At 49.6% G+C, this 21,312-nt stretch carries 17 protein-coding genes; 7 read left to right on the forward strand and 10 right to left on the reverse strand.

What is annotated here, in order from left to right; genetic code table 11:
- Window positions 1-268 precede the first annotated feature (268 nt).
- Complete coding sequence (drt2, locus tag ACLRDN_RS27135; protein ID WP_413460514.1) at window positions 269-1,543, forward strand: antiviral reverse transcriptase Drt2; 1,275 nt, start codon at window positions 269-271, stop codon at window positions 1,541-1,543.
- Between the two features lie 376 nt (window positions 1,544-1,919).
- On the opposite strand, the gene ACLRDN_RS27140 is transcribed toward drt2, so the two are convergent.
- From ACLRDN_RS27140 to ACLRDN_RS27150, 3 genes are all read right to left on the reverse strand, one after another.
- A complete protein-coding gene (locus tag ACLRDN_RS27140) occupies window positions 1,920-2,555 on the reverse strand; it encodes a hypothetical protein (RefSeq protein WP_413460515.1) in 636 nt (211 codons plus the stop codon).
- A 510-nt stretch (window positions 2,556-3,065) separates the two neighbouring features.
- The gene (locus ACLRDN_RS27145; RefSeq protein WP_413460516.1) at window positions 3,066-4,622 is read right to left on the reverse strand and encodes a hypothetical protein; all 1,557 of its coding nucleotides are present in this window, start codon (window positions 4,620-4,622) and stop codon (window positions 3,066-3,068) included.
- Window positions 4,623-5,051: 429 nt separating this feature from the next.
- Entirely contained in the window at window positions 5,052-5,984 is a 933-nt protein-coding gene (locus ACLRDN_RS27150; protein WP_413460517.1) for a TniQ family protein, read from the reverse strand.
- A 126-nt stretch (window positions 5,985-6,110) separates the two neighbouring features.
- On the opposite strand from ACLRDN_RS27150, the gene ACLRDN_RS27155 reads away from it, so the two are divergent.
- Window positions 6,111-7,418, forward strand: coding sequence for a TniQ family protein (locus ACLRDN_RS27155; protein WP_413460518.1), 1,308 nt, complete (start codon window positions 6,111-6,113; stop codon window positions 7,416-7,418).
- Between the two features lie 26 nt (window positions 7,419-7,444).
- Here ACLRDN_RS27155 and ACLRDN_RS27160 read toward each other — a convergent pair whose 3' ends face one another.
- The 3 genes from ACLRDN_RS27160 to ACLRDN_RS27170 are packed head-to-tail and all read right to left on the reverse strand — an operon-like array spanning window position 7,445 to window position 11,911.
- Window positions 7,445-8,752 carry an AAA family ATPase gene (locus tag ACLRDN_RS27160; RefSeq protein WP_413460519.1) on the reverse strand — a complete coding sequence of 436 codons (1,308 nt, stop codon included), beginning with the start codon at window positions 8,750-8,752 and terminating at the stop codon, window positions 7,445-7,447.
- Window positions 8,749-10,980 (reverse strand): hypothetical protein, encoded by a 2,232-nt coding sequence (locus tag ACLRDN_RS27165; protein WP_413460520.1) that lies wholly within the window; start codon window positions 10,978-10,980, stop codon window positions 8,749-8,751. The genes ACLRDN_RS27160 and ACLRDN_RS27165 overlap by 4 nt, the downstream gene beginning before the upstream one ends.
- Window positions 10,981-10,987: 7 nt before the next feature.
- The gene (locus tag ACLRDN_RS27170; protein ID WP_413460521.1) at window positions 10,988-11,911 is read right to left on the reverse strand and encodes a hypothetical protein; all 924 of its coding nucleotides are present in this window, start codon (window positions 11,909-11,911) and stop codon (window positions 10,988-10,990) included.
- A 694-nt stretch (window positions 11,912-12,605) separates the two neighbouring features.
- Between ACLRDN_RS27170 and ACLRDN_RS27175 the strand changes: the two genes are divergently transcribed.
- Complete coding sequence (locus ACLRDN_RS27175) at window positions 12,606-13,532, forward strand: hypothetical protein (RefSeq protein ID WP_413460522.1); 927 nt, start codon at window positions 12,606-12,608, stop codon at window positions 13,530-13,532.
- A gap of 83 nt (window positions 13,533-13,615) precedes the next feature.
- Here ACLRDN_RS27175 and ACLRDN_RS27180 read toward each other — a convergent pair whose 3' ends face one another.
- On the reverse strand, window positions 13,616-14,275 hold the full coding sequence (locus ACLRDN_RS27180; protein WP_413460523.1) for a hypothetical protein: 660 nt from the start codon (window positions 14,273-14,275) through the stop codon (window positions 13,616-13,618).
- Between the two features lie 168 nt (window positions 14,276-14,443).
- Here ACLRDN_RS27180 and ACLRDN_RS27185 point away from each other — a divergent pair, with 168 nt between their 5' ends.
- The gene (locus tag ACLRDN_RS27185; RefSeq protein WP_413460524.1) at window positions 14,444-14,689 is read left to right on the forward strand and encodes a helix-turn-helix domain-containing protein; all 246 of its coding nucleotides are present in this window, start codon (window positions 14,444-14,446) and stop codon (window positions 14,687-14,689) included.
- A 127-nt stretch (window positions 14,690-14,816) separates the two neighbouring features.
- Here the strand turns inward: ACLRDN_RS27185 and ACLRDN_RS27190 are convergent, their stop codons facing one another.
- Window positions 14,817-15,719 carry a hypothetical protein gene (locus tag ACLRDN_RS27190; RefSeq protein WP_413460525.1) on the reverse strand — a complete coding sequence of 301 codons (903 nt, stop codon included), beginning with the start codon at window positions 15,717-15,719 and terminating at the stop codon, window positions 14,817-14,819.
- Window positions 15,720-15,724: 5 nt separating this feature from the next.
- Here ACLRDN_RS27190 and ACLRDN_RS27195 point away from each other — a divergent pair, with 5 nt between their 5' ends.
- Together ACLRDN_RS27195 and ACLRDN_RS27200 are read left to right on the forward strand one after the other, a co-directional pair.
- Window positions 15,725-16,054 carry a hypothetical protein gene (locus ACLRDN_RS27195; protein ID WP_413460526.1) on the forward strand — a complete coding sequence of 110 codons (330 nt, stop codon included), beginning with the start codon at window positions 15,725-15,727 and terminating at the stop codon, window positions 16,052-16,054.
- Window positions 16,047-17,261, forward strand: a complete 1,215-nt coding sequence (locus ACLRDN_RS27200) for a hypothetical protein (protein WP_413460527.1) — start codon at window positions 16,047-16,049, stop codon at window positions 17,259-17,261. Before ACLRDN_RS27195 ends, ACLRDN_RS27200 begins: the two co-directional genes overlap by 8 nt.
- Window positions 17,262-17,533: 272 nt before the next feature.
- Here the strand turns inward: ACLRDN_RS27200 and ACLRDN_RS27205 are convergent, their stop codons facing one another.
- Together ACLRDN_RS27205 and ACLRDN_RS27210 are read right to left on the reverse strand one after the other, a co-directional pair.
- Window positions 17,534-20,062 carry a hypothetical protein gene (locus tag ACLRDN_RS27205; RefSeq protein WP_413460528.1) on the reverse strand — a complete coding sequence of 843 codons (2,529 nt, stop codon included), beginning with the start codon at window positions 20,060-20,062 and terminating at the stop codon, window positions 17,534-17,536.
- A protein-coding gene (locus ACLRDN_RS27210; protein ID WP_413460529.1) for an IS5 family transposase occupies window positions 19,959-20,746 on the reverse strand; the annotation gives its coding sequence in 2 pieces (ribosomal slippage) (window positions 19,959-20,395 and window positions 20,395-20,746; 789 coding nt in all). The genes ACLRDN_RS27205 and ACLRDN_RS27210 overlap by 104 nt, the downstream gene beginning before the upstream one ends.
- 259 nt (window positions 20,747-21,005) lie before the next feature.
- On the opposite strand from ACLRDN_RS27210, the gene ACLRDN_RS27215 reads away from it, so the two are divergent.
- The gene (locus tag ACLRDN_RS27215) at window positions 21,006-21,158 is read left to right on the forward strand and encodes a helix-turn-helix domain-containing protein (RefSeq protein ID WP_413460843.1); all 153 of its coding nucleotides are present in this window, start codon (window positions 21,006-21,008) and stop codon (window positions 21,156-21,158) included.
- Window positions 21,159-21,312 lie beyond the last annotated feature (154 nt).

The raw sequence follows: 21,312 nt of genomic DNA on the forward strand, positions 1-21,312 counted from the left end.
TTGAGGCACCGTACAGGTTGTCAATACCCGCCGGCATCCCTGAGAGGGCCGCCAGCAGCATCGACAACACGACTGGATAGAGCGTAATCACATTTACCTCGACTCTGATATGTACACGATACATCATTGCTAACATATGCGGCTCGCCTCGGCTTTAAGTCGGGCAGATGGTAATAAGATTATTTTGGTTATCCGGGGTGGGCGAAAAACTGATCGCCGCCATCAATCGCCTCCCCGGTTTGCTAGATCTATCCTTTGGGGGGATAGTATGGATACATCAGACTGGTTTAGACGTCGACGCTATTTACACTTTGATGAACCAGTTGATCGCTCCAGCGCAGAACGTCTGGTAAATAATTCGTCTCGAGTGGCAAGTCACTCGTTTTATCCGCTCATCCACTTCACTGTTAAATCAGTCAAAGTAAAGTTCGACAAAACCTCAAGACAACTAGAACGCAAAGAAAAGAATCGCCCAATCGTCTACGCGTCCCATCTCGACAGTCATATCTATTCGTTTTATGCACGGAAACTTGCTGCTCTTTATGAGACCAAGTTGACAGAACATGGACTAACTAAATCCATTTTGGCATTTCGATCGCTCGGCAAAAGCAACATACATTTCGCGGCCGAAGCGTTTGAAAGCATTCGGCAGTTCGGCGCATGCGATGTTATCGGATTAGATATTCAAGGCTTTTTCGACAATCTCAACCATAGCTACCTTAAAGACAGATGGCGAGCATTACTCGCGGAGCCATCTTTGCCGGCCGATCACTACTCTGTCTTTCGTTCGCTAACCAAATATTCGATCGTTCCGAAAGAGGAACTCCATGCAGCGCTTGGCATTACTCGGCGTAACTTTGGTGTTCGTCGCAGGCGCTTGTGCGAACCAAATGAGTTCCGAGATAAGGTGCGAACATCAGAAAAATTGATAAAAACGCATAGAGAGAAGACAGGCATCCCCCAAGGCACCTCCATAAGCGCGCTTCTCTCCAATATCTACATGCTTGAATTTGACCGAAGACTGAGCACTGCAATCAGCAATGTTCAAGGGATCTACCTAAGATATTGCGACGATATCTTAATCGTTTGTCCCCAAAACATGGGGGACGATTTATATGCGCTTGCACTGGATGAGATCAAGAAAATCCGACTACAAATACAAGAAAAGAAAACCGAAAGAAGGACGTTCTCTTTAGCTACTGGGGTGCTGCAGGCAGACAAACCGCTCCAATATCTGGGTTTTCTCTTTGATGGCCAGCGCGTTTTATTACGATCAGCTTCATTGGCACGCTTCTCAGAACGAATGCGAAAAGGAACGGCCTTAGCAAAGGCGACAATGGAAAGCCGCAATGCTTTACGAAGTTCTCGCGGCGAAGAAGCACGCCCTTTGTTCAAGAAGAAGCTATACCGTATGTATTCCTGTGTTGGTCGGCGCAATTTCTTGAGTTATGGATACCGGGCGGCAGACATAATGAAATCTAACCACATTAAACGTCAGCTCAGACCATTGTGGAAACGCCTTCAAAATGAAATGGCGAAGTAGCAATATTAATTTGCATTGAGAACTGCTCCGCGTTCCCGAGAGATTTGCATGCAAAGTTGGCCCATTGACAGCGCGCAGGAGAACGGAGTGATAGACGTGGCCCTACTTGGAATCTTCGACGCTGGTATATCAGAGGCCGCATTTCAATTCGAGAAATCGCGGGCAACGCTCTACATTTCCCGCAACGCAGTTCGCCACCACATCCAATCCGATATCGGCGCCCCGCTTATCCAGCAATGCGTTTGCCAAGCTCGCTCGACGACTTCACAGCCAAGCTCTTCGCCTAGCTCAGCGCAGAGGCGGTCAAATCTCTGCGAGCAAATCAACAATTGTTAATTGCCTCGATTTTTCCAAATGCCCTTCATGAGAAACATGCTTATGCTTTTGTACGCCGTCCGATCTGGATCAGCTCCGATTCATACGAAGAAAAACGATATACGGTTTCAACATTGATCAATCGATCTGACATAACGACAAACTCAATTTCACCGCCTATGCCAACCCTTTCAGTTATTGGCTGAAGATTGTCTCGGCGCTGCTGCTCCAATATGATCCCAATGAGAAAGTCAGGAAAGCGAATGTCATCACTTGTTGCGATTGGAATGACCGGCTTATAGCCCAGACCTTCCTGAAGTCTTTCAGAGCGAAAGTTTCGTTCAGAACGATATACATACCCGACATACTTACATTCTTTGATTGAGTAGCCAAAGTGGTAAATCGTCGCTGTCAGGCCGTCTAGCCCCCCTACGGCTTCAACAGATGCACAAAGGATGCCTGGGACCTCCGCATCCAAATCGTCAATCGTCGTTTCTCGGAAATGGGCCTGTAGAAACTGAAGCCATCCATTGATGAAGCCTGCATGGCCTGTCCCGGCAACAACCAAATCACTCTCTGGAATCGACAAGAATTTTCGTTGAAAATAAAGTGGCATTCTGTCCTTGGCACCAATTACCAAGGTGTCCATCGCTATACATATTTGCTCGGACTGAAGTGCGAAGACAAGAGCTGTCATAGCTGACTCAAGAAAATATTACAAAAATAGAGAGGAGAGGTTTCTGAAGCAGGAGGCCGTTACGATGTCGCATTGCGGTCGACCCTTTTTTATTTGCTTGCAGATTAACCTGGCCGGCCTGAAACAACTGGTTCAGACTTGAAGTTAGTCTAAGCGGAAAGCCGCAGTGGTACTGGGGTTGTTGCCGGTAGTGTAGCCTGCGGTGCCTGCGACCGGTATTTCAGTGAGCTGTGCGGCCGAACGGCATTTGGACTGACCAGACTTCCACAGACATCTTCGAGCCAAAATTTGAGGCAACCGAGGAAATAAATATGAGCGAAGACGATACATCAAGATTGAGACCACTCTCATAAATTCCAAGCATGGTCACCAGAATTTAAATTTGGCCAACGACCGTGCATCACGATCTACAGTCTTTACGTCTAGAGGATGACCTTCCACAGGGCCGAAAATCCCACAGCATGCTCAGCACTGCTGAAAAAGACGGCGTGATTTCCTTGCAGAGAATATTCAGGCGGCCGATTTATCAACAGTGGTGATGACCTGGTAGCCCGCCTCGTATATCTTCTCGATTTCCTCTACGGCGGAAATTACATCATCCCGATTCAACTCCCCATCTTCTAGAGATACAAATTTTCGCTCAACTTTGGTAAGTGTTCCGGCCAGTGAGTAACGATTCTCACCTATTTCAGTCACCTTTCCGATAATGACAAAAATAATTCCGAAAATTCTACGGCCAATTCGTATCGAGCTGACGGCAACGCACGCGGTTTCTTTAGAAGGATCCCAATCTTCGCCCTGAATTGAGAAGTCACACCGAACAGTGCGAGGGTTTCCACTTATCACGAGGATCAGTGAATTAATTTTAGGAGCATCCCGCATCACCTCTTCCAGCGACACAAGCACGGGCTCACTCATTTCAAAGTAGTCGCAAATTTTTACCGCTGTATCAAGGGCATCTAGTAGTTTGGTGTATGCGAAAGGCACATCGGCGGCATTGATCCAAAAGCCAACGTTTTTAAATGTACTTGTCATCATGCTGAGAGAAATGGACTTCGCCGAAGATGACAGCATGTACATCAGCCTGATGACGTTTCTAAGCTCCTTCACTTGAAGGCGGACGCCCGCACCTGCATTGAAACTATACGTAGCGGCACCCGTAAATGGATTTATTACCAAGTCAAAACAATCTGCTTCGATTCGTATTTTTACGAATTTTTTCGGTACAACTTTGTTCAATGGCGAGTAGTAGTAGCGACAAGGAAACGCTAGCCCAGGAAGGAGTGGATCCTCCTTGAAAATAATTTTTCCTATGTCGCTTGGTTTGAGATCAGGCATCTCAAGGCGGGCATCTGAGTGAACCGAGGAGGGATCGGATGTTTTAATCCCAAATCTGGTAAAAGCACTTTCAAATGTCGCAATTTGAACAGATTTTTTAAGACCAATAGAAACATCGATCAAATCAATTAAATTTTCCTCACCCGATGTAGTGATGCGCATTTGGGCAAACCCATCTTCAAAGCCCGTAGTGCGTAGGTGCTCGTTTTTCTCAGAAACGTAATTCATCATCCCCCGCGGGACATGTCCTTCGATTGCAGCCTTAAGAGCTGAACCAGTCATAGATCCGATTTCATTTTCCGGACCATACTGGATTGTCATTGATCTCTTATGAAGATCTATTTCCCCCTCGCTTCCGAGCTGATGAATTCTCTCTAGCGTTTTTGTAATCAAATCTTTGTTGACATGAACTAAAAATGCTTTTGCGGCGCTATCTCCGCCATCGAATTCAATGAATACAAAAAAAGCAGGCATTGAGGCCGTGATCAAGCGCCTTAAATTAGACAATTTAATAGCGAGCTTTCGCTTGGTCTTATCAGTGGCTTTAACTTGAACCTTACATTCAATGGCAGGCTGATGAAGAATTTCTACGTCAATACTCGGCTCGGAAGGAAATTCAACGAAGAAATCCCATCCATGTTTATCAATTTTAGAGCCGTTACTTGCTAGTCCAGCTTGGGCGCACCAAAGGCTAAATGTACTTTCTCCCATTTCCCCAAGATCTCTCACTCCTCTCTCCTTTTCTGAAATGCTCTCATTTAAATGCGGTGAAGCGCCAGGAGACTTATTCCATGCGGATTATTGCCTCAGAAAACACCTAGAGCGAGTCCTCGGCTCCAGACCGACGACATAGAAAGATAATGTGCAGCCGTCCCCGACTCAATATTTTGAACGACCTTAAATCTTTGAAAGATCATCTTTAGTAAGTGCCAAGAACTTGCTGCAACGGCTGGCTCTTTCGCCTGCCGCGCCCCCAAAAAACGACCTGACGACGGCCTTTGATTCGCCCCCATCTATCTTTTTCGATATGGCAAGATGACTTGGGAAATTAAAAATAGTAGGAAACACGGAATTAAATTTTCCCATGTTATGAAGACGGCTTCCTCTCGACACAGATGGCACTTCAATTCAATTAACCCGAACCACAAAATTCCTACTCTAGTTGGCAGATTGTTTTTGCGATGTACTCTCTTCAAAGAGACGACACACCTTGAAGTGCGATTCCAAATCTTCGCAATAGCCTTTGGCGTCCAATAAAAACATAAGCGGCCTTGAGCTATCACCAATTTTTAGTATCTTTCCACGGATAGGATTTCTACGCGGATGATCGGGATGAGTAGCGCCTAATGCACCATATTGGCGCAGTAGCAACAACAATGTTTTCTCCGACCAAAATTCAGTCCATCCAGTCACCCGCTTGTAGGGAATCAATTGGTCAAAGCCATCGCCATACAACGCCTTAAGTACACGGTCAGAGTAAAATGGCTGGGCGAGGTCCAGCAGTTCTTTCGACTTTTGAGCCAACCAAATTAGATCATCGCTCACATCATCAACAATTTGCTCCCCTTTCATTGCTAACGCTTCCAATGCTATTTCACATTTAGTTGCGTACTCTTTGATTACACACAGAGGTTGTCCATGCTGTTCGCAAACAAATACGCCGGGCAACTGATGGCTTCTCCTCCATACATACCGTCCACTATCAAGAAAATCTAGCTGACGGCAACCATGGCAATACTTGACCCCGTCAGCCATGAAACTTGATGTCGATAGATATCCGCGATCACGTTGCGACACATCGTTCCATTGGTCCACGAATTTCTCGCGCCCCCACTCGGAAATAAAGGGACGGAAGTATGGAAAAATCGTTAAGGAAGCAATTTTCTCAGGCGAATAATCCCTCTGCGAGTACTGCTGAAGTCCGAACAGCTCCGCAGGATGCATCGCTTGCGAAAGTAGAGCTAACGTCCGATGCCCTCTCAACATTTTCTGAAATTCTTTCACACTGCGGTAACCAGAACGCTTAAACAAAGCAATAAACCAGCTGTAGTACAGCTCATCTTCTACTTCTGGCACATCGAAACTCAACATCGAAAACTCCTTTTAAGGTCAGCCTGCAGTTACAACTAGCCTATAGTTTTTTAGGCACGCCGCTGCGTCCAAACTCGAAGTCAATCTCAGTAAGCCCGTAAGCGCCCATCTACACGAGACGACGTCATGGAAATCTCTTTCTTCCCTCAGCGTGCTGTTGATGAAACCTTCTATAGTCAGTGTGCCCATTACCATCGTTTGTCCGGCCACGCTTCTTCAGCCGCAACCAGTCGAATCTTGTTTGGGGATGACCAGGCAAGCACTAACCATCAAATCCCTAGCAGCCTTGAGCACTTCCTCGCCCTGGAGGTAGACGCACCCAGTCCGCTGAGCCTACTGACCGAGCAATCAATTGCCGGCATTTATCTCGCTTTCCTGACAGAACACCAGGCTGCATCATTTGTGGCCGCCCGCCGCGCCTCCCCAACGAATTCCCTGAGCAAGAAATATGGATTGTTTGGGCATAAAGATTTTCTTGAGCACCCACTGAAATACTGCCTCCATTGCGTACGCGATGACGCCAAGCAGCACGGCTATTCCTATTGGCATAACGCGCATCAACTACCTGGTGCGTGGCTATGCCCAGTTCATAACGTACTTTTGACACCTCTCCGTGGTGGTCAATCAAGCAAGCGTTCCTGGGCATTGCCGCCAAGAGCAACAGACATCGCCAGTACGCCCCCCGTATCACTAAAGCCAGAGATCGAGCGAACCCTCTCCACACTCGCAAAGGCAGCGACTTTTCTCAGCAGGCAACGACATCTAAGCGCCCCACTTCTTTCAAAAATACTTACCCAAGCAAGCAAAGAGGGAACATCTACTCTCACAAAGCACACTCTCTTCCAAGATATGCTGAGGGATTGCCGTCAGAATTTCCTGACGCCACTTATCGGATTAGATATTCTGGAAATTCAAGCGCTACTGCGGTCCATCGAGAAACACTCTCTACCCCACGCTACCCTGCACCCCATAGAGTGGTCAGCACTGATTGCCCATTTCATCCCCATCGACCATTGGGATTTCGCTTTCGAATCTGAAACCGCGTTCAGTACAGAGTTGCCCTTTCCGCCCGCAAGTAAACTCCCCTCGCCTATTGAAGACGAGACTGATCGCCTATATCGCGCGGTACTTGCTGCCGATCGGTCGATTTCCGCCACGGGCGCAGAATTGCTCCGATCTCGCGATCAAAATATGGTTGAGATATCCTCGTCCGCGCCGGCCCTCAGACTCCTCATGAGCACGACATACGAGATCACGCGCCGACGCTTCAGAGATATCGCACTACGAAGCATTCATAGCGAAAGCGCCACGCCGAATATTACAGACTCAAAAATTGCCGAAGCACTGCGATGGCTCAAAGCTCACGAGCCAGATTGGCTAGCCCGCGAGCAACAATCAGGCTTCAGGCGAACACGGCAAGGCACGTTGTTTTGACCATGCCTGCCGAACCTACGCCCCGCTCACATTGCTCCGCCTGATATCGCGAGCTTTAGCGCATCATTGACTGAAACGATATCTTCGTATTTTGACAACGCATCGTGATCCTTCCTTCGCAGAGCATCCAACGCCACGTGTAAAGGCCTCAACCCTTCATAAGCTTGCTCGATCAGATCAGAATCAAGCGATTCTTTTCCTGTGCGCAGACCGATAATCTGCGCATGAATGAACAAACTCACGGCCACTGCGGTGATGTCCTGCGAGCGCTCCAGAATGACCTTCGTGACCTTTTCTTTTGATTCGCAATCCTTGGGAAGCAACTGAAACTTGAAGAGACCGTTCATCAAAAGATCGAAATTACCTTTCTCGATGTACTCGTCGGCTAGCGTCAACTCCTCCATCCCAGCAGAACAGCAGCGTCGAGCCACTTCTACCGAGCGGCTCAAAATGCCGACCAGTTTTGGCGTCCCCGAGAGAACCAATGGAGAACCGACCACATCGGAGAGCTGCATGATGAAACTGATGAGGGCGCTGATATTCGCCTTCGTCCCTTCCGCAATTCTTTGCAAATCGTCGATATGCAAGATCCCCAAGTAGTGCGAGGCAAGTACCTGCGCAACCTTTGCAATCAAAACGTCGTTGGTCAGCCTTTTCCCGGTGTACTGCTTACTGTAGCTTTTATCACCGCTCAGCCCCAGCGCTCGGTCGATCGCTTGGAGGATACTTTCACACAGACCGCTAATAGAAGCGTTGATCGGCGCCTGGACAGAAAGCCAAACCAGCTGCTTTTGTCTGAATATCTTGCCTTCAAATTCCAGATGCTCGATGACCTGGCTATTTGCCATAAGCACACGTCTTACTGAGGTTGACTTTCCTTTGCCACTTGGTCCAACAACCAGTATCGAGCGGATATTGGGAAGGCCAGCGCCAATCTCTTGCAATGGATCTTTATTGCTCTTGACTGCCTTTCCAATTTGTCCCTCCGTTTGCTTCCATGCGTCGGATGCTGTCTCTTGAAGCGTATCCAATCTCCTTTGCGTTTCCGCAAGAAATGGCGACTTCCTGCGCAACGCCCGTTTAAGCTCGATGTCCACGCGAGAGTACAAGCTGATCGTGTTCTGCGTCGGTATAAAGATATCTGCAATCGCTGCCACTCCATGCACCCTGACGTGTGGAGGCAATTTTCGTTCTTCACTGACCACCAAATCTGGCTTGACCATCAAGGCCGTCGAAGCGTCAACATCAGACATACTCGGGCGGAGCGCTAGAATCAGCGGGTTGCCTAAATGGCTTGGATGAACGTCCTTTTCGCTATACACGGCAAGCGTCATGCCCCCCACCCTTCCATTTCGTCACTGATCGCTTTTTGGACAGATGCCACACTAGGCACTGGCACATGCTTAACTGGCTTTGCCACTGATGGCGCTACAGCTACACTCGGACTTCGTTCAGCAGGCTTTTCTGGAGGAGTTGCACCGGAAGCGGTTTCGGGATATTTCCCAGTACGTTCATACTCGTCTTCCACATGACGGTGTTTCTTCATATGATTCACCCGTCCACTGATCGTCGGAGAAGCAGCAGCAACACTGGTAGTTGTAGCCTTCTTGGCTTCCGCCTCCATCTGATGCACCTTTGCAGACACCTCATCCAACAGCTTGAAGTTGTTCTCGTCCTTGTATTCATTGGCAAACTTCCGCAGAGCGTTCATATCTTCTTCATCTTCCAGCGATGGAAGCAAAATATCAGTGGAAAAATCCTTGATATTGATCAGATGAAGCTCGCGGAACGTAGCCTCAGATGGCATCTGGCAATAGGCCATCCGCGGGTTTTCTGGTGTAAAAGCGATCCGCGCCTTGGTGTTCATGTAACTCGCCAACCGAACATCCGGATGATCGTCCATCCACGTAGCTCCAAGCGACATATCGTCCAGCTTAAAACCAGCGCCGGTAATGGGCACTTCCTTCGGCGCTAACACAGTAGAGATTAACTGGTCCTTCAAGTAGTAACTCGGAGAGCCGTGCAGATTGGCTAAGCCCCAATCCCACATAGCTAAAGGGTTAGCGTCTTGCGTCGAATCCACCATCATGTTCTTGTTTAAATGTTGTCCCATGTCCTTACCTATATTCCATCTAAGTTGTGCCAAAGCCATCAATCTTCTGAACTCAGACAACGTATACATGGCTTGCAAGCGGTAGTCGGGGTCACCTCTTTCTCGCTCTTTTGGCACTGCGCCGGGAGCACGATGAATCACTTCTTTGTTCAGAACACCAAACGATCTCTCCACCAAAGTCTTCCAAACGGCTGCATAAGCAGCAGCTACCGAGGACGAGAATTGCATCTCCTGCCCAAGGTATTCACCGTTCTTCGAATGCAATTCGCCTCGGTCGTAAAACAAGAAATTGGGGCGCACGCCTTTGCGAAAGTAGGGCGCAAACTCCTCTAGATTTAAATAGCTCAGATACGCAGTTTTATCTGCCATCGCCAAGTAAATTGCCCTCCTCGCCTCATTAAAATTTGGCCCCCAAAGCGTCACGTGAATTGCCAAAATATATGACGTCAATGCATCTATCACGATGTAAATAACTGGACGACCTATCACTCGCCATCGGTGAAATGCCGAGACGAGATAAATATCTCCAACGGTGGAGTCAATCAAATAGGTATGCCCAGGAAACGGGCATTGACTTCGCGAACTTCCTGATCTGAGCTTTTGCCTTTTTTGAGTAACCCGCTCCGACTCATCTCTCGTCAGGTATCCCTCAATATCGAACTTCTTTATGAGTGCCCTGAATGCCGGAGCCCGGATGCGCTTCTCGATCGGTATTCGAACTGGTACTGGCCGGCCATGTTCGTCTTGCGAAAATCCTTCGATCGCGAAATTCGTGTAGAAGTCGTCGTATTGCTCAGCAATCGTCCCCCTCTTCTTCCCTCTCGCACGCATGAAATTTCGTACTAACGGCTCATAGTCGGCGCTATTCACACCTTCATTGGTACTTCGCCCCGCTTTCACTATGTCGCGAGTGCGACCAAGCTTCTTCTTCACCACACGTGGAAGCCCCTTGGGTCTCGGCCTCCTCTGTGATGCCGCCTCGAAATTTCGACCAGATAGCAAATACGTCGTCACCAGTCTCTTCACTGTGGACACCCCAAAACCGTACCTCTTCGAAAGCCGACTCATTTCCGCAGACCAGCCACCGGTGACGACGATGGTCCATAAATTAACGGAATCAAACTCCCGCAAAAGGCTTTCCTTTTGCTTCTCTTGCTCGCTCAAATTGGCACGAGCAGAAATTCTTGAGGTCTCTGCGAATTCGGTACTCTTGGCGACATCGGCCACAGATTCCTCAATGGCCCTTTCCAACGTTGGCTTGGCCAACACATAGGGCTGGCTGAGGCTGGATTGAAGCTTCCAAGGTTTGTCTGGATCGTTCGCCTTCGGCATTGCAAGAAGCAAAATCTCTGGCTTGGACTCAAGATGCCAAACAATGCGATACATACCTTCGGGTAAGCCGGGAATCGGGGCCTTGACGAGAACAAAGTCAAATGCGGTGATATCCATAGCGCACCTATATCTTGGTCGCCAAGGCAAGTACGCGACGAAAACTCGCGCCTACGCTGTGTTTTCGAAGCTTGATATTCCAGACCTCACTTAGATCTGCGCCACCGGGCAGAAAATCGATGCTGACGTGACCCGTCCATAAGGCATACTTGATTGCATGAACAACGTCCCACGTGGTCTCTCCAAGCGCGCTAATCCTTGCGTGCATCGTTGACAGAGGATCAGTTTCTGTGACGACCTTCCTTACCAATGCCAGGAGAGCGTGCTCCGTACCAGGTACATAGCTTCCCCTGATCGAGGACGCCCAATCCAGCCAGCGGATCGTCTCGGGAATCTTGACCTGCTCTTCCGTGATGACTAGTAGCGGGACGTTTCGGCGGCGCCAGTACCTTTTCACGAGTTGATACAACTCGTACCCCCGACTGTCACGCGGCGGCAGATCCTTACGATACTTGACGTAGATCGCCAAATACTTGCCGTTGTCGAACTTGGCCAGAAGGTCCAGGGTCAGGACGAGAAACTCCCCTTGCATCGCTGGGTGCGTGATGCTCATCTCTTTGGCGATCCTGACGGAACCGCTATTAGGAATGGCCGTACTTCCCACGAATTCGGGCTCGACGCCGGCTCGCCACAACGGATATTGACTCCGAACTTGTGCGCCGGCCGTCGCCAAGTGCATCAGCACGTAGCGCTCAAGGTCACTCAGTAAATGCGAGGTGATTTTCGGATTGATCGGGTCAAGCCAGATATGGGAACGCCCAACGCTACCGAATTCATGTCTTTCGACTCGAATAAAAGATTGGTACGCGGCTCCCGAGCCAAGGCCACGCTTTTGCTTGAGGGCTCTTTTTTGACGTTGCAGCGGACTACGCGGCGATGCGCGCTTTTTGCGAAGTGGCGTGGCAACAGGTGCCCTGTCAATTTTGGACATGCGTGTTCCTTTTTCGCTTCCCGAAAGAAACGTTTGAAATGGACGCAAAAATCCGCGGAGAAAACTTGACGGGGGACTCTTGAAAATGCACACTGCAGGTTCCTAGTCTGCTGCGCATCTCAATTGTGCGGTACCCGAAAAGCCGGCCTCTGGTCGGTTTTTTGCTTTAGGCGCGTGAAAAAATTGGTTTGTGAACGCACACGACGGTTCACAAACCAAGTTTTTCCGCAGGTCAATTTTAAATTTCGTCTATAGACGATCTCCGTTCGGCAACATCGCCGGCATCGCTCCGAAAAAATTCAATTTCAGGTCCGCCATCTGTCGAATTTTCATTCTTCGAAGGCTCTCTCTGCAATGTTGCTCGCAACACGAAAACACTCTCAAACGAGTGCCTGCAAAGTTTCCAACCAGCACTAACCTCATCGTCCTCGGCACGCAATAGCGAGATTTCCTCTATGCAAACTCAAATTCTGAGTTGCCGTAGTGCTGGATATTTCCCAAGAATAAATAGCAATTCATCACTTGCAAACCTGACGAATTAATTTAATGATATATCCACCGTTGCACAGCCCCCCCCGTGAAACCTGCATACTTAGGCGAAACTTCAGAACTCTTTGTCACTTTACTACCTTAAAACGACGGTTGCCAAAGATGCAACTTTATTGAAAATATTTTTTGATTTGAGAAATTTGCTTTGGGCAATCAAATTGACATTGAGACAACAAAGAAAACTCGGAAAAGTAGGCGTGACGACCAAGTGGATATGATTCGATCAATCCACTGGTTTTATTTCATCGCCGGTGCCCTTCGGGTAGACACTGCGACCGCAATTCGTAAAATCATCGAATCCCACAAAAGTGGTCGAAATCGGTTCGGGGAACCAGACAAGAACGAAAAGATGGCGCTCTTTCGTAAAGGCGCCCGAATGCCCAACAGCACGTTTATCGATCTCGCAAATCTCGCGGCACCCGGTAGCCGTGCCTTGATCAATCATGTTCTCTGGACGGTGTTACGGCACCAAGGCAGCGTCGCGCCTCACGCACTAGCCTGGATTGCACAATTGGGAGGGAGAGTTCGAAGACTGATGCTGAAGACGGGTGGGGCCGTACGCACACCAGCGACTCAATTGCAGCTGGATTCACTTGTTCGAGAACAAGATCTCGATGCATTGGCGGCGTTGACCATTCTGTTTCGCCTCGACCAGGAAGCCGAGAATCCACCTGCGATGTGGGCCTGCTCAATCTCGATCTTTCAGCTCCTGCTGCTGCTAAATGTCACATTCGAAAAAGGCAAAGTGGGAACCCTCATTTATCGTGTCTACGTCGATCGCGTTCTGAAATATGCGACAGACGGGCGATATTGCCGTCAGTGGGATCTGTATGAATTTGAGAACATATGCGGCGCCACGGAGATGGTCGTCTACGCAGTATCGCGACGGCCTGGGCAGCAACATCATCGTCATGAGTACAACATAATGCACGCTGTGCTAGGTGATCTTCCTGGCCAGCCTTGCGAGATCACTCCGCCACGCCGGCCGTTGCTTGATATCGGCCCTCCAACCAAAGAAGGAACCGATTTGGAACAAGAATTCCAAGAAGCCAAGACAGATCTGTCTGCCTGAGATCCATCTAGGAACGAGGTTAAAAAAGCACGCCAGCCGGGAAGTTTCGCGGGCCAAAAACCTCGTTTGTGTTCAGTCTGAGATCAGAAAGAGGTTCCCACTTCCCATTTCCCGTTCGTGAACATGACGCCCTTCGCCATCTCCTTTTCAGGTAACTTGCGCGCTGCACGAATCTCAGGAAATGATTTCATGACTGCAGCATCATCGGCCCAAACTGCAAAGTCAGACACCTCAACCTTGTAGGTGACCAACCCTCTCTGGGGCTGCTTGTCTGCCCCCTCCTTCTCCTCGACTTTGAGCACGTTCGCAACCCTCAGCTTCGCAAAGCAAAATTCATCGCGATTCACGGTTTGCGGCCCCCGCAGCGTCAAAACCTGACGATCAACGTTGCGAACGCTACTCCGCCCTTTCTCTGTGACGTCAAAACGGACCGTTGGTGAGTTCGTAAAATCCTTACCGCCCTTCTCTCGCGAGACTATGCCGAGCTGCTCGAGCGCCAGCAATTTCGCAGGAGGATCATCAGTCATGATGGACAAGACTGCTGGCTTTAGCTCTCGCTCAGACACCGAGATCGGTAATTTCCCCAAATATACGCAGAGGTCTCCATTGACCTTGTAGTACTCGTCCAACGCTCTCTTAGCGCTATCCGGCGTCAATTCGACGGAACTTGAACAAGCAAACAATGCCATGGATGTGGCGACCAACGTCAGCGCTCGCGCGCAGCATGCAACAGCGGAATGCATTAGAGCTCCGAGATCAATATGAGACGGGAATGAATAGAGACTTTCAGGAATCGGCGCTGAGATCTTGATCTCAGCCGGCAGTTGCGCACGCCCCCAAGCGAGCGCTCCTTACATAAATGGGTCGTAAATGCCGTGGCCGTTTTTGCATTGTAATCCGACGATTACGGGATGCCAAGAGCCTCCGTCAAAGTCGATTATGAAAATGCCTTGCCAGCATTGGGATCAACGATCCGAACGCTGCGCAAGGAACGGGGATTTTCGCAAGAAGAATTGGCTGATCGGTCAGAGATCGACCGCAGTCACATGGGAAAAATTGAGCGAGGCGAACGAAACGTGAGCGTCGTCAACCTGCTGCGAATTGCCAATGCTCTAGACATTCGCTTGGCCATCATCATCGAAAAAACAGGACTGTAAGCTCCGCTGAGAGTCTCATCGGCTATTCCAACAGCCCTACGCAGTCTCTGTGTCTATTAATCATTGATTTGATTTAGCGACTAAAGACGGGCAGGCTGCCACCGCAGCTGCTTGTCCAGGTCCAAGTTCAGCAAACCATAACCGACCGAGCACCTCGTAGCAGTTGTATTCCGCCACTGGCAACAGGCACCAATGGTTGGATCGGATGTCGCGTCTCTATCTCCTCTCGCCCAATTAACCTGACATAACTGGTATCGCCAAATCCTGTCCAAATGGCTTTGATATCCGTTGTAATCCAATGCACGCCATCTGCCGATGGGCACGCAAGCCATCTGCGCTTGATATTCTTGAAGTGACCCGCTAGTTCCTTTTGCGTTTTTTCATCAAGCTGAATTACATCACTTTGTGCTGAACGAATTCCGATCACAGAAAAGGTGAAATTAAGTAGCTTTGGCGTAAAGATAGCTGAGGTACCAAAAAATACAGCAATTGCGAAATAGACCTTGGCTTCCTTAGCGGGAAGTTTAGGTCCATCACACAAATAGAACAGCGCAAAGAAAAATCCAACGACGTAGAAAAAGGCCACAATGTGGTAATACTCCGTAGCTTGATCTGCGCTGATAGGGAAAAATGCCAATATGAGGGTCGCCAAAATTGACAACGAGGATACATACCATCTATCTAACTCGGACCAGATAAACTTAACGATATTAGGCCGATTACGCTTTTTTTCTACCCATTGAAATAATCGGATGAGCCAAATGCTTGAACAGATGCCGACCCCGATTCCTACCGCAAGAACAACAGCGAAAGAGAATAAGGCGTAAAGCAACGTGATCGTGTCAGACACAGAAAGGTTATTCGGACGAATTCCCTCAGCAAAACAATAGAGAAATACAAGAAAAGCACCTCCTGCAATACCGACGCCAACGAATTTTGCACCAATATCAATGGCTTCTTTAATTTGATCTAGATTTCCGTTCTTCATAAAACTCGATTTATCATTTAAATAAATGAACGCTAAGCTCATCCACGATGACTAGTAATCCCCTCAAGACCTCAGAAGATGCCGGCTGGGAAAGTCGGAATGAAGGGTATCAAGTCCTGCCCTATTTCAGTCGCTTTTCATGCACCCAAAAAAGCGATCTTTCCGAACATGTTCGCCTAGTCATCGAGCGGACAATTCAAGTCGAGTTTCCCGGAACGATTCAAAACAGAGGGCGAACTACCGCTTGGATCGCCAGTATTGGCACCGCCCTTAAGTCTGAGTTCTGGCTTGGATTCAATTCCCTTCAACGCCCCCCCAAGATCAAGCGCGCTGAAGAACTTTTCACCCAATCATCTCTAGTTGAGCAATATGCGTGATGACGTTTTTCTTTGGATAGCTGGCGTTATCTTCATTGGCTTGATTTCATACATTGCTAATGTGTTTCGAAAATACATGAGAGAGGCAGGCTTAGAAATCGCCAAACTGGAAGCGGATCTAAAAAGCGCCAGACTTGATAACACTGACATCCGCACATCATTAAACGCTGAGATTGCTGCGCGAAATAAATTAGAGAACCAGCTTGCGAAATCAAGCAGACTCATTGAAATCAACCAGGCAAGAGATGGTTGGTGCAATCCTAGATTATTGGAGATGGCGGCAGATACGCCTAAAGAGTTCCAAAATCTGACATTAGACTACCTTCGCAAAACACTGATAAATGGCCATCCCAGCCTTTATGATCTGACCAAACAAGACCGATTCAAGCTCTCCGGACAATGGGGACTATATTGGTGCCTAACTTACGCATCACAGGCAGCGCTTCGGCACACAGCACAAAAGATTGAAAATGGCATTTCAAATGAGTTTTTAAGCGAACTAAAGGTACAAGCAGCTAATCTCTCATCAACCTATGATGACAATAGCTCGCCACTTCAAATCGGATTTTGCGCGATATACGAACAAGCTCGCCCTGGCCTCAAGGAAGAAGATGTCGGTGCCGACATTCTCCTCATCATAGCGGGAAAGAAATTAACGCCAGATGGAGGCGCTCGGCTTTTATGGATCCAAGCCAAGAGAAGCATTGGAGACTCCAATCCTTATGTAATTCACTGCGCCCATAAAAGCAAAGGCGATTACCAGCTCAAACTGCTTAGAAAGGTTCACCAGCCCGACGTGGGTTCAATAGGACTCTACATCAATTACAACACTAGCCTACCGTTTATCCCGTCTTTCTCGCTTTCAATGCACTCACCCGATCTGAGTCTACGAGTGGATTTGGCGAAGACAGGTGCGCGCTTTTCTGAGGTTGTAATGAACCACATTTCCTCCTCCTCAGTTTCGACAGGAAGTAACTTGGCAACACACTCCGATGTCATTAATTTTCTTCAATCCATCGCACCAAATAAGCCACTTTTCGTAGTGGTCGCAGCTCAAAACATGAGTCGCTATGAACACCAGTGGAATTCAAATAATCTCGTAAAAGAGATTTCGCGTCATTACGAAAAAATTCTGAGAAATGGACCACAACAACGCCATGATCGCGGCCCCAAACCGCCATCACCTGGCCGCGGATTTTCTAGATAATGCTGAATTGCATTGAAATCTGCTCCACTTTCTTAGGAAATTTGCATCCAAAGTTACCCCATGTTTTAGCCCATAATCCTGCTCATGACAGCGAGCGGGAGAACGGAGTGATAAACGTGGCCCTACTAGGAATTATTCGACTCTGGTACACCAGAGACCATATCTCAATCCGGGAAATCGCTCGTGCGTATTTCAGTAATGGTGGAACCTTAGTTCGGAGAGGTGGACATTTTCAGTTCGGGCAAGCTGGACATAAGGGATTTTCAAATTTTTCATTTGTCATCTTCTGGCTCATCGAACACGAAACGCAGCGCGTATGGAATGGATCGCGGCCGGGTCACACCGGCGAACATCACGAGCAGCCGCTGCACCTCATGACTGGAAAATCCTGCCGGTGGCACATGCAGCTCTAGGCGGGCGTGAAGCAGGCTGCCATCATTCGTACGCTTCCCTGAGCGTTCGACCTTACCGCGCGCCTGACGCAGTTGCTTTGCCAGCATGTTGGGATCACATCCTCCTCCCGGGTGAGCGATAGATTCCGCCAGCCTCCGTAACAGCAACCGGATCGGTGGGCGGTCGACGCTAGCGATGTTTTCTGCCACTCGTTGCGAGTCGAGTTCAACCGGGAATGAGATTTCCCCCAACGCCCGCCGAACCGATTCCCATGTGGACTGCGATGGTGCGTAACAAGGCTGGGCGTCCTTCAGGAGCTGCGCCCACTGAGCCTCAGTGTCCACGTGGACGATTGAGCCTGTCAGTAATGCCACATACATAGCAGCTTCTAGATTCAGACCCTTGAATATCTGATGCTGCGCACCGTCCTTGCCCACGGGAAGCGCTTGCAGCAGCGCATATGGATCCGCCTCGGCCTGCTCCTTACAGTAAGCGATAAGCCGATCCGTCATCTCAGTGTCGGCGTCAGGCCTCTGTTTGGCAATCAAACGGCGCTGGTGCTCCTCCGGCAGCATCAAGATGGCGCGTCGCGTTTCCTCTTTTGCAAGCTCTAGGAAACGCTTCTGGCCGTCGCCTTTCGGAGGCTTCCATCCTTCTGTGCGTTGCGTAAGCACTTTCCGTACATGATGACCAAGTGGCGCACTGATCTCCCCAGGGTCGGGCACTAGATGAACGAGGCCGGCGCGGATATACGGCTCCAGAATCAGAAGCAGCATGACGTTCTTGAGCGTCTGCATCTTGTGGCCAGCTGGCGACTCTATGGGGCTGAATTCTGGCTTCATGCGCGTACCTATGAAAAATGGGTTCACAAGTACGATCTCATCAACAAACGGTAGCCACCCCAGTACCGCCGCTTCAATGGTGCGCGGATCACTGAAGCCCATATATACCGACCGCAAGACCTTCGAGTTGGGTCGCGGTAATAGTGAGGCTAGATCGGTGTCATCCGCCCACAAGCTAGCGAAAACGCTATGAATTCGTTTGACCTGCTCGTCGCTCAGGTCGCGGCGAACATCCTCCCAAGATGCCCCCTCAGAGAGACCCAAGATGCGCTGGACCGCGTTGCAGAACATCAGGTTGCGTTCACGCAGGCCGTAGATCTCCCACGGAGGGCGCTCTGAAGGTGGCAAACGCTGGCAACAGTTTTTGAACGCGTATGCGCTGCCGCAGCCGCAGAATTCGTTGGCCCCGATGTTCTTGCGGGGAAATTTGCGGGTGAGGAACTCATGGGCTTTGGACGTACGGCCATATTCGTCCCAATAGCCTGAAGTGCCATCTTTGTAACCGACATAGATCTCACCACCAAAGCGCCATAGATCGGCCTTAGGTAGCAACACGTTAGCGATCTGCGCCCATGCTCCTTTGAACTCCTGCTCCGGATAGAGCCACCTTTTTTCGGCGGCTGCGATGTAACGCCTCGCCCTCGACTTCAGTAGATGGTTGATCGCTATCACCTCCTCCCGACTTAGGCGACGGCCGCGAATGAAGTTATCAGTGCGCAACATTCCCTCGCCTAGGTGCCGGGCGTTCGTGCGCAATCGCGTCAGGTCAAGATGATTCTGTTCCTTAGCATATTCCAAGTGAGTCAGGATCAAGCAAGTATTGGCGTCCATGGCGAACACTGTCTGAGATCCAACTGCCGCTACCATCGGATCCTGCGGGTAAGAACACTTCTCGGACGTCGGATTCATCGCCGCGTTGTAGACCGTAACGGGATGGTCCGTCAGGATGAACTTCACATCCGAATCGTGTGCAGACACGACTTCCCTAACACCCTCGGCCCACATCGTGCAGTGCATAAACCGGAGTGCCTGCATCTCGACCATCAAATCAACCTGCCCCAAAGTACCGTAACACGAGAGAATCCAGTCCAGCCCCTTGGGCGTGCGAAGCTTTTGCGCTGCCATGTGTTCAAAGAAGTCCTGAAACGAGTCATGCACGTCGGCAGGATTCCCGAGCGAGAAGGCGCGGACTGCTTTTGCTCCTTGATCGTCAATGACACCAAACAAGTGCTTCTCGACATCGTCGTTGACAATTGTGCCAAAGTGGGTGGTATATAAGTCGTACTCCACAAAGCAGTTCTTCGTGCCCCATTCGTGAAGCTCGGCGCGTGGAACTTGCCGGCCATCAGGTAGCGTCTTGCGATCCGGGGCCAAGTTGAGATGAAAGAGGCGGGATTGGCCAGGAGCGAGAAAACCGCGTTGATACCACTGCGGGACGTAATGGTTGTTCCTAGAACTCATTTCATAAATAGCGCCGCATGAGGATGACGGAGAAAGCGAGATGAACAAAGCCGATGTAATGATCGGCGCAACGCTCCCATCGGGTAAGTACACGCTTGAAGGCATTAAGCCAGGCAAAGAGCCGTTCGATCTTCCATCGGCGCCGGTATCGGCGCAGCGCCCGGCCATCTTGAGTGACCGCTCTTTTTCGATTGCTCTTGTGTGGTGCGATCAGTTCAATGCCTTTGGCAGCAAGTCTTTGATCGAGCGGATCACTATCGTAGGCGCGATCCCCAATAATTCGTTCGGGTCGTCCCACGGTGACAATCTCATCGAGGGTAGCCTCGACAAGGGTGACTTCATGTGGGCTAGCAGAAGACGTGTGCACGCCGAGTGGAAGACCAGTAGCGTCTGCAATAACCATGAGCTTCGTACCCTTGCCCCGCTTGGTCTTTCCGACCTTTGGGCCCCTTTTTTTGCCAACACAAACGTGCCGTCAATAAAGCATTCAGAAAGATTGATTTGGCCAACCTCTTCGAGGTGTTGCGCCAGTGCTTCGAGTATGTGCCGTAGCACGCCATTCTTGACCCAGCGCGAGAATCGTCGGAAGCATGTCGTGCCAGAGGGGAACCGATCTGGCAAATCACACCAGGCCGCACCGGTGCGGAGCACCCAGAGAATTCCGTTCATGACGGCGCGGTTGCTGTGCAATTCCGGGCGCCCACGCCCATCATCGCGTCTAGGTGTTTCTGGTATCAGCGGCTCCAGAATCGCCCATTGTTCGTCTGTTAGTTCTTCTCTTCGCGCCATACGAAGAAGTTAACACGCACGACAAAAAGTTAACAGACCCTATTTATGAAATGAGTTCTAGTTTTCTGATAGGTCATTCGCTCACCTGGCTCGTTTTATACCTAAATTGTCACATAGGCGCTGTCTGCGACCTGTCAGACGCAGACATCATTAAAATTGAGCATACTCACTGTTGAGGGCCTAAATTGCATCCAATGGTGCCCCATGTTTAGAACACAATCCTGCTCAAGACAGCGAGTAAGAGAATGGGGTGATAGACGTGGCACTACTTGGAATTATTCGACGCTGGTACATCAGAGACCGCGTCTCGATCAGAGAAATAGCCAGACGGCTTGATATCTCTCGAAATACCGTTCGAAGCTACATTCGATCCGAAGCGATTGAACCTTCCTATGCCGCCAGCAGAAATTGAGCTCACTGGGTGAGTACGCACCGAGGCTGAATACTTGGCTAGTCACCGAAGCGGTCAAATCCAGAAAGCAGCGAAGAACGCTTAAGCAGATGTTCCCGGATCTGAGAGATCTGGGATACGAAGGCTCCTATGACCGTGTGGCGGCCTTCGGATG

Source organism: Herbaspirillum huttiense (assembly GCF_047300815.1).
GTDB classification, from domain to species: domain Bacteria; phylum Pseudomonadota; class Gammaproteobacteria; order Burkholderiales; family Burkholderiaceae_D; genus Herbaspirillum; species Herbaspirillum huttiense_A.